The sequence below is a fragment of the Natronoarchaeum philippinense genome (genome assembly GCF_900215575.1).
In the GTDB taxonomy this organism is placed as follows: Archaea; Halobacteriota; Halobacteria; order Halobacteriales; family Natronoarchaeaceae; genus Natronoarchaeum; species Natronoarchaeum philippinense.
This window is the reverse complement of record NZ_OBEJ01000007.1, coordinates 66,361-75,097: the sequence shown is the minus strand read 5'-3', so window position 1 is coordinate 75,097 and position 8,737 is coordinate 66,361. Positions and strand designations below refer to the sequence as shown.

At 66.5% G+C, this 8,737-nt stretch carries 9 protein-coding genes and 1 pseudogene; 5 read left to right on the top strand and 5 right to left on the bottom strand.

The genetic code is table 11. The annotated features are described in order from the left end of the window. A pseudogene (gene rpl10e, locus CRO01_RS17130) lies at positions 1 to 85 on the top strand (50S ribosomal protein L16); the annotation flags it as partial. A gap of 112 nt (positions 86 to 197) precedes the next feature. Beyond that, a complete protein-coding gene (locus CRO01_RS16755) occupies positions 198 to 347 on the top strand; it encodes a hypothetical protein (RefSeq protein ID WP_179747510.1) in 150 nt (49 codons plus the stop codon). Here the strand turns inward: CRO01_RS16755 and CRO01_RS15490 are convergent, their stop codons facing one another. Both CRO01_RS15490 and CRO01_RS15485 read right to left on the bottom strand, forming a co-directional pair. Beyond that, complete coding sequence (locus tag CRO01_RS15490) at positions 348 to 1,037, bottom strand: type 1 glutamine amidotransferase domain-containing protein (RefSeq protein WP_097010075.1); 690 nt, start codon at positions 1,035 to 1,037, stop codon at positions 348 to 350. It abuts the gene before it with no gap. Between the two features lie 214 nt (positions 1,038 to 1,251). Beyond that, the gene (locus CRO01_RS15485; RefSeq protein WP_097010074.1) at positions 1,252 to 1,854 is read right to left on the bottom strand and encodes a hypothetical protein; all 603 of its coding nucleotides are present in this window, start codon (positions 1,852 to 1,854) and stop codon (positions 1,252 to 1,254) included. 112 nt (positions 1,855 to 1,966) lie between these two features. Here CRO01_RS15485 and CRO01_RS15480 point away from each other — a divergent pair, with 112 nt between their 5' ends. Next, positions 1,967 to 3,037 carry an archaeosine biosynthesis radical SAM protein RaSEA gene (locus tag CRO01_RS15480; RefSeq protein ID WP_097010073.1) on the top strand — a complete coding sequence of 357 codons (1,071 nt, stop codon included), beginning with the start codon at positions 1,967 to 1,969 and terminating at the stop codon, positions 3,035 to 3,037. Between the two features lie 134 nt (positions 3,038 to 3,171). Then, positions 3,172 to 3,324: a hypothetical protein gene (locus CRO01_RS16750; RefSeq protein ID WP_179747507.1), complete on the top strand. Its 153-nt coding sequence runs from the start codon at positions 3,172 to 3,174 to the stop codon at positions 3,322 to 3,324. A gap of 12 nt (positions 3,325 to 3,336) precedes the next feature. On the opposite strand, the gene CRO01_RS15475 is transcribed toward CRO01_RS16750, so the two are convergent. From CRO01_RS15475 to purS, 3 genes are all read right to left on the bottom strand, one after another. Beyond that, positions 3,337 to 6,375 carry a PAS domain S-box protein gene (locus CRO01_RS15475; protein WP_218839220.1) on the bottom strand — a complete coding sequence of 1,013 codons (3,039 nt, stop codon included), beginning with the start codon at positions 6,373 to 6,375 and terminating at the stop codon, positions 3,337 to 3,339. Positions 6,376 to 6,503: 128 nt separating this feature from the next. Then, positions 6,504 to 7,184, bottom strand: a complete 681-nt coding sequence (gene purQ, locus CRO01_RS15470) for a phosphoribosylformylglycinamidine synthase I (protein ID WP_097010071.1) — start codon at positions 7,182 to 7,184, stop codon at positions 6,504 to 6,506. 86 nt (positions 7,185 to 7,270) lie between these two features. Beyond that, positions 7,271 to 7,522, bottom strand: a complete 252-nt coding sequence (gene purS, locus CRO01_RS15465; RefSeq protein ID WP_097010070.1) for a phosphoribosylformylglycinamidine synthase subunit PurS — start codon at positions 7,520 to 7,522, stop codon at positions 7,271 to 7,273. A gap of 219 nt (positions 7,523 to 7,741) precedes the next feature. Here purS and CRO01_RS15460 point away from each other — a divergent pair, with 219 nt between their 5' ends. Further along, the gene (locus CRO01_RS15460; protein WP_097010081.1) at positions 7,742 to 8,728 is read left to right on the top strand and encodes a formyltetrahydrofolate deformylase; all 987 of its coding nucleotides are present in this window, start codon (positions 7,742 to 7,744) and stop codon (positions 8,726 to 8,728) included. The last annotated feature ends 9 nt before the right edge of the window (positions 8,729 to 8,737 follow it).

The following is an 8,737-nucleotide window of genomic DNA, read 5'->3' as shown; positions in this document are numbered from 1 at the left end:
GGAGGCCTTCCGGCGCTCGTACAACAAGCTCTCCCCGCCGTGTCGCATCGTCGTCGAGCGCGGCGAGGAGAAGCTCGTCTCCTGAGGCCGGGCCGTTTTTCTCGTTCCCGCGGCTGCGGGTGTAAGACGCCGTATTCTACTCGCTAGCCGCGAGTATGCGTGTCATTACTATCCGGATACTACGTGAGAAGCGGCGTATGTCCGTGCTCGATCGGCTGCTGGGTTCGTTCGGCGGCGAGGACCGGTTGGTCGTCTATGAGTGCCGGCGCTGTGGCACGTCCATCGACGCCTCGGCGACGAACTGCCCCGAGTGCGGCGAGGCCGAGATCGTTCGCTACGAGCTGTGATCAGGACGACTGGACGCCGAGTTCGTCGAGCAGCGTCGTCGCACCGGCGTTCGAGGAGCCGGGACCGCGGGCCGTGACCAGATCACCGTCGACGGCGACGCTCTCGTCGGCGTCGAGTTCGGCGTCGAACTCGGCGCCGACCGCTTCGACTTCGTCCTCGACGTAGTAGGGAAGTTTCCGGCCGTCGGGCATGCAGTCGTGTTCGTCGACGATGCCGTCTTCCCACTCGTTGGGGAAGCCCGTGATCTCTCGTCCCTCGACGAGTATCTCGCCGTCGGCGTCGCGGGTAAACGCGAGGATGCCGACGGCGTGACAGACCACCATCGCCTTGCCGTCGTCGCCGGCGACCGCCTCGCGCAGCAGCGTTCGAGCGTGACGGTCCTGATTAACGTCCCACTCGGTGCCGTGGCCACCGGGGAACACGACGGCGTCGTACTCGTCGGCCGACGCCTCGGCGATCGGCATCGGATCGTTCAGGCGCTCGTCGTTCTCGTGGACCTCAACGACGTGTTCGGCGGTCTCCTCGCCGACCTCGTCGGGATCGACCGATCGGTCGTCGACGACCGGCTTCCCGCCGCTTGGCGTCGCCACGTCGATCTCGACACCGTGTTCCGTGAGCAGGTCGAGCGGCGTCACGCACTCTTCTCCCCAGTACCCTTCTTCGCTTACGACGAACAGTGCAGTTGTCATCACCGGATGTACGCCGCCCGATTCAATAAAGGGCCGAGGCCACCCCAGAGACTGGCCGCGGCCGAAACGGTCGAACGACCAGCCGACGGCGCGTCGCTCTGCCGGCACGTCGGCGCCGCCACGTCGCTCTGCCGGCACGTCGGCGCCGCCACGTCGCTCTGCCGGCACGTCGGCGCCTCCGCGTCACTCGGCCCGGCACGTCGGCGCCGCCACGTCACTCGACCGGCTCGACGCGACGCCGAGCGGTGTCGAACGCACCCTGCGTGTCGGTGACTCGGAGTTCGGCGGTCACTCCCTCCGCATCGGCGTCACCCAGTCGGTATTGAACTTCCGGGCCGACCTCGTAAGCGTCGCCGATCGTCCAGTCGAAGGCGGCGATGGCACCCTCGACGACGCGAGACGCTCCGGCGTCGAAGCGTATCAGGTCGCCGACGGCGACTGTGGCTGGCTCGTAATCGAACCGGGCGAGCGGGCGGGACGTGACGGCCGCGCTCACCCGGTGTTCGTACTCGCCGCCGGCGTCGCCGTAGTGCCTGATCGGCACGTCGACCCACCGACGCTCGCCAGCAGCGAGGCCGATCACGTCGGAGTAGGTCTCGAACGTCTCGCCGTCGGCCCACGCGAGGGCGACGGCGACTTCGACGTTGGCGCGCTCGCCGTGGTTCTCGACCCGGGCGCGCATCGTCGCGGCGCCGTCTCCGACATCGGTCAGTTCGGTGTCGAGGACGTCGATACCGGTCGGCTCGGAGTCAGAACAGCCCGCGAGTCCAGCGACGGTCCCCCCGGAAAGAGCCCCGAGTAGGAAACGGCGGCGCATTACCCGAGACAGTTCGACGCAGATACCATAAGTATTCTGTCGAAAGCGACGATCCGCCGGGTTCGGGGGTCGACCGCTGCCGTTTTAGGGACTCGTCGGCTACCCAGTTCCAATGAGCAAGCCGAGTCCGGAAGTCTACGAGGCGGGCAAGGGGATGGACGCCCACAACAAGGTGATGCGGGAGATCCGCTCGGAGAAGGAGGCCTCCTACGATCCCCACGAGCCGACCCGGGTGTGGATCGACGAGGACAACACGCCCGACGGCGTCTATCAGAGCCTGACGATCATTCTCAACACCGGCGGCTGCCGGTGGGCACGCGCAGGGGGCTGTACGATGTGTGGCTACGTCGCCGAATCGGTCGACGGCGGCAGCGTCGCCCACGACGCCCTGATGGACCAGATCGACGCCTGTCTGGCCCACGAGGACGAAAACGCCGACGAAAAGTCCGGACTCATCAAGATCTACACCAGCGGGTCGTTCCTCGACGAGCGCGAGGTCGGCGCCGACACGCGAAAAGCGATCGCCGAGGCGTTCGGCGACCGCGACCGGATCGTCGTCGAGAGCCTGCCCGATTTCGTCGACCGCGAGAAGCTCGCCGACTTCACCGAGGAAGGCCTCGAAACCGACGTGGCGGTCGGACTGGAGACCGCGACCGACCGGGTGCGCCACGATTGTGTCAACAAGTACTTCGACTACGAGCAGTTCGTCGAGGCCAGCGCGGAAGCCGACGCCGCCGGCGCCGGGATCAAGGCGTATCTCCTGATGAAGCCGCCGTTCCTCTCCGAGCAGGAAGCCATCGACGACATGATCAGCTCGATCGAACGCTGCGCCGAGCATGCCCACACGGTCTCGATGAACCCGTGTAACGTCCAGCGCTACACGATGGTCGACGAGCTCCACTTCCGGGACGGCTACCGACCGCCGTGGCTCTGGAGCGTCGCCCACGTCCTCGCACAGACGGCCGATGTCGACGCCATCGTCGTGTCCGACCCCGTCGGTCACGGCAGCGACCGAGGCCCGCACAACTGCGGCGAGTGCGACGACCGCGTCCAGCGTGCGATCAAGGACTTCGACCTCCGGCAGGACCCCAGCGTCTTTGAGCAAGTGTCCTGCGAGTGCGAACACACGTGGGACGCCGTCCGCGAGCGCGAGACGACGTTCAACCTCCCGCTTGCGCGCTGAGATCGGTGGGAAGCGTCCTCCGGGAATGAGGCGACTACGGGCCGTAGCAGCCTATTTATCGACGGTAGTGAGTTCGTACTAATACAGCCAGTCGCTCCAGTAGCGACCACGGCGCGACGCCGCGAGCAGAGCATATGAACGGGAGCGACGGGGACCGCTCCTCGGCGACCGAGTCAGCCGAGGAGACCGAACTGGTGTATCACTCGGACGGACAGATCGAACTGCGCTCGCAAGACCGGACGGGCCGGTGGATCAGAACCGACTCGCCGGTCGAGATCCGCCGATAGCCGGCCGGACGCTCAGACCGGGCGCTGTTCGACCCGCGCACGGGGGACCTCCAGTACGACGCGAGCACCGCCGGTCGAGGCCTCGTCGAACGAGAGTTGGCCGCCCGACTGCGTGACGACCCAGTTGACCAGCCACAGCCCCAGCCCGCTGGCGTGACGGAGTTGGGTGATCTCTCGATCCTCGGCCAGCAGTGCGCGCTCTTCGTCGGGGATGCCGGGGCCGTCGTCGCTGACTGCGATCCGCACGTGCTCGGAGCGGTCGTCGAGCGTCACGTCGACATCGACGGTCGGCACGTCGCTGTCGTTGTGGACAATCGCGTTCTCGACGACGTGGTAGATCGCCGTCCGGAGCATGCTATCAGCGAGCGCGTAGGCGTTCTCGGGCGCCGTCACCGAGAGATCGACATCGTCGAACTCGTCGTCGACGCGGGCCGCTATTTCGTCGGCGGCGGCGGCGACATCGACCGATCCGGGATCGGCGTCGTCGCGGGCGAGCGTGCGTTCGACCGCGCGGGTCTTCTCGGCCAGCGCAATCAGTTCGTCCGCGCGCTCCTGAATCGTCGAGGCGTACTCGTCGTCGTCGGCTCTGTCGGCGAGCATCTCGGCACAGCCTTTGACGATGTTCATCCCGTTGCGCAGGTCGTGCCGGAGAACGCGGTTCAACACCTCGACGCGCTTTTGCTGGCGCTTGCGCTCGGTGATGTCGGTGTAGACGCCGTAGGTCATCGCGTTCTCCTCGCCGACCTCGACGGGGACGACGGTCAACAGGAAGTCACGAAGCCCGGTCGCAGTCTGGCGTCTGACCTCGGTTTCGACGAGTTCACCCCGTGCCCCGCGCGCGTCCAGTTCGGCCGCGCGGTCGCGGTCTTCTGGCGGGACAATCACTTCGTCGAGGGGTTCACCACGGAGCCGATCGGCGTCGTAACCAAACACTCGTTCGAAGGCCGGGTTGACATCGATCACGATCGGCGGACCGTCGACCGCTCGGGTGCTGACGACCGGGTCGGGGACGTTCTCGAACAGCGCTGCAAAGCGGTCGCGTTCCTCCCGGAGTTCGGTCTCGAACCGGACGCGCTCGACAGCGTTGGCGACGTGTGACACCAGTAGCTCGGCGAGTTCGGCGTCCTCGTCGTCGAACGCCGCGGGAGTAGTCGAGGCAGCCTGAAACACGCCGACGCCACCGACGGGCACCGATAGCAGCGCTCGAGCCGAGCCGGCGTCGTCGCGGTGTTCGCGGAGGTCGTCGATGACGACCGTCTCGTCGGCACGGCGCGACCGGTCGTAAGCGCGACGGTCGATCCGGCCGTCGGGAGCGATCTCGTCGTCCAACGGCGAGTCGGCGTCGGCGAACCGTCTGGACGCCGCGCCGTCGACAGTCTGGATCGTACAGGCGTCGATATCGAGCACCTCGCGGACTGCGTCGACCGCAACGTCGAAGATCGTTTCGGCGTCACGACAGCCTTCCAGCCGCGTCGCCGCGCGGTGGACGCTCTCGATCTTGCGCTTGCGTTCGCGGAGCTTTCGCTCCATCCCCTTTCGACGGCTGATATCCCGGACAGAGCCGACGCTCCCGTCGCTGACATCGTCGGGGTGTAGGGACATGTTGACCTCGCAGGGGATTTCCTCGCCGTCCTTTGCGACCAGCGTGATCTCGTAGGAGGCGACATCGACATCAGCGGCAGCGATCAGTTCGCGGAGGTTAGCCGTCCCGCGCTCGACATCCTCGGTCGACATGAGCGTCGAGACGTGTTCGCCCAGCAGTTCCTCGCGGTCGTAGCCCGACATCTCGACGACGGTGTCGTTGACCGCCGTGTATCGCCCCTCGGAATCGAGCGCGTACAGTCCGTCGCCGACCGCGTCGAGCAGCGTCTCCCGCCGTTCGAGTTCGCGCTTTCGCTCGGCGCGGTCGAGCGCGGTCTCGGCGGCGGCGCCGACGACGGTGGCGAGGTAGCGGTCGGTCTCGTCGAAAGCGTCGGGCGTCTCGGCGTGAAACGCGATCAGACCGTGGTCGCCGAGGGGTTGGACGAGCAAGCTCGCAGCCCCAACGTCCTCGCAGTCGGTGGTGTCCTCGTAGACGACCTGCTGGCCCGTCTCGAACGCATCCCTGAGAGACGCCGCATCCCGGATCAGCGATTCGTCGTCTGCGAGACACTCGACGCAGTCGAGCGCATCGCCATCGGCGTCGTAGAGCCGGAACGTCGTCATCGGGTAATGCACGATGTCCGGTGCCGCCGCGGCGACAGTCGCGGCGACGTCCTGCCGCGAGTCGGCGCCGATCAGATCGCGGGACATCTCTTGGAGCGACTCCAAGGCGGCAGCGCGCTGGGTTCGGTCGGTCACGTCGCGGACGAACGACAGCGCGCCGACGACCTCGCCGTCGTCGACCAGTGGCGTGTTGTGCCACTCGCAGGTGATCCGGTCGCCGTCGCGGGTCTCGTTCTCGTTGACGACGTGTGTCACTTCCCCGTCGCCGTCGAGCAGTTCCTGACGGACGGCCTCGACAGTTTCGCGCTCGCTCTCGGGGACGAGCAGGTCGTGACCGGGCTGGCCCATCGCCGCCGATTCCGTGTAGCCAAACAGTTCCTCGGCGGCGGGGTTCCATCCCGCGACGGTGAACTCGGGCGTCCACTCGATGATCGCCAACGGCGACTGGTCGATCAGCAGGGAGAGCCGATTCTGCTCCCCGCCGATAGCGCGCTGGCTCCGTGCGGTCCGATCGTCACAGAGAACGTCCCTGAGGCGGTCGATCAGCACCGCGTCGGCGTCCGAACGGGGGACGTAGCCGGCTGCGCCAGCTGCCATCGCCCGTCCGGCGAGGCGTTCGTCGCCCGAGCGCGGACACAACACGACCGGAACGCCGGTCGCGTCGAGCCGTTCGAGCAGGTCCAACCCGTCCGCGTCGGGGAGCGCGTGCGCCGCGACGACGGCGTCGATCGTACGCTCCGCGACCGCTTCGACGGCGGCAGCCGCGTCCGACGCCGTCGCTACCGCGTAGCCCGCCTCGGTTAAGAGGGCGGACAACTGCGACCGGGCGGTCTCATCGTCATCCACACAGAGTATTGTGGTGGCCCCTGACATGTCACCAACTAACTCGTTCGGACGGACCGACGCCCCCAACTGTCTTTAATGTTTCCGGCAGATGTTGCTCTTGCAACAGGAAAATCGAACGCGGCGACGAGCTAGTTCGACGAAAACCCACGGAGGACGCCGCGTCCGTCCGTGCCACCCACGTCCGAAAGCGTCGCGCGCTCGGGATGGGGCATCAGCACAGCGACGTGTTCGTCCTCGCCGAGGATACCGGCCACGTTGTCCTTCGAGCCGTTGGGGTTTGCTGCCTCGGTGACTTCGCCGTCGGCGTCGCAGTACCGAAACAGAACCCTGTCTTCCTCGCGGAGCGTTTCGAGACGGTCGTCGGTGATCTCGAATCGCCCTTCGCCGTGGGCGATCGGGATCTCGATTACCTCGCCCTCCTCGTAGGCGGCCGTCCACGGCGTGTCGGCGTTCTCGACGCGCAGATAGACGTGCTCGCACTGGAAGCGCGCGCTCCGGTTGGTCGTGAAAGCGCCCTCGGTGAGCGTCGACTCCGAACCGACCTGTGCGCCGTTGCAGACGCCGAGCACGGGGACGCCGTCTTCGGCGGCCGCCCGGACTTCCTGCATGATCGGCGAGCGGGCCGCCATCGCGCCGGCGCGCAGGTAGTCGCCATAGGAGAAGCCGCCGGGCAGCATCACGCCGGTGGTGTCCTCGGGCAGGCCGTCCTCGTGCCAGACGATCTCGGCGTCGACGCCGAGGTCAGCCAGCGCGCGCTCGGCGTCGCGGTCGCAGTTCGATCCGCCAAAGCGGATGATCGAGACAGTCACGCGAGCCACCTCCGGTGGCGAGTGTGACGTCGAAAGTCGCAGCCTGCGAAGAGAAGCGAGCAGGACCGTCTTTCGGAAGTCATCTGTTATCGCTCCTCGACCTCGACGTCGTAGTCGTGGATCGTGGGGTTCGCCAGCAGGCGCTCGGCCATCTCCTCGACGCGTTCGCCGGCGTCGTCGGCCGACTCGGCGTCCAGATCGATCTCGAACCGGTCGGCAGAGCGCAGCGAGTCGAGTTCGAACCCGAGGCGTTCGAGCGATCGCTGGGTCGTCTCGGCCTCGGGGTCGAGCACGCCCCGCTTGAGCCGCACGGTGACCGTGGCGGTGTAGCCAGTCATCGATCGTAGTTGGGCGACCGTGCGCAAAAACATTTGTGACTTCTCGGTGGTATACACGTACGTGGTTATCATCGCTGTCACAGCCCGGCAGAACCCCCGAAAGTCGTTGGGATGGTACCGTCCGTCACAGTCAGGAGACGGCCGAAAACAAGCCTTTTACCCGCCGACGGTCAGATATAGCCTGATGACGGACACTGATTCCGCGCGGAGGTGGTCGCAGTGACGAACGAACTGACCGAGATCACGGTCATCGGAGACGATTCGACTGGAATCGTCGCGCAGTTTACCACCCTACTGTTCGAGCGCGGAATCAACATCGAAGACGTCGATCAGGCGGTCCGGGACGGGCTGTTCCGGATGACGACGACCGTCGACACCAGCGACATGGTCTGTACGGAGGAGAAACTCCGCGAGGACCTCCAAGAGCTGGGTGACGAGCTCGGCGTCGACGTGCAGGTTCGATTCCCCGCCGACCGCGAGACCCAACAGATCGCCGTGCTCGTGACCAAGGAATCACACTGCCTCGAAGCGCTGTTCGAGGCCTGGACCAACGACGAACTCGGCGCGGACATCTCGGTCGTGATCGGCAACCACGACGATCTGGAGCCGCTCGCCGAGCAGTACGGCGTCCCGTTCTACGACGTGGGCGACGAGAAGGGCACTCCCGACGAGGACGAGCTACTGGATCTGCTCGCGGAGTACGACGCCGACCTGATCGTGCTGGCGCGGTACATGCGGATTCTCAGCCCGAACGTCGTGTTCCGGTACGAGGATCGGATCATCAACATCCATCCGAGCCTGCTGCCGGCGTTCCCCGGGGCACGGGCCTACGAGCAGGCCATCCAAGAGGGCGTCCGCATCGCAGGCGTCACCGCCCACTACGTGACGACGGACCTAGATCAGGGGCCGATTATCACCCAACGCGCCTGCGACGTACACGACGACGACACCCGCGAGGACCTCAAGCAGCGCGGCCAGCCGCTGGAGGCCGACGCCCTGCTCGAAGCCGTTCGCCTGCATCTCAACAACGACCTGTCGGTCCATCGGGGCCGCACCAGTCTGCGCGAGGACGCGGGCCGCTACCAGCTCGGCCTGACCAGCGCCGCCTCGCGGGCCAACCCCGACCGGCCGGTCGACGGGCTCGGCGATGTCCTGAGCGAGCAGGGCGAGAGCGCCGAGGTCACGACCGAAACCGACGACGACTGAGTCGGACCG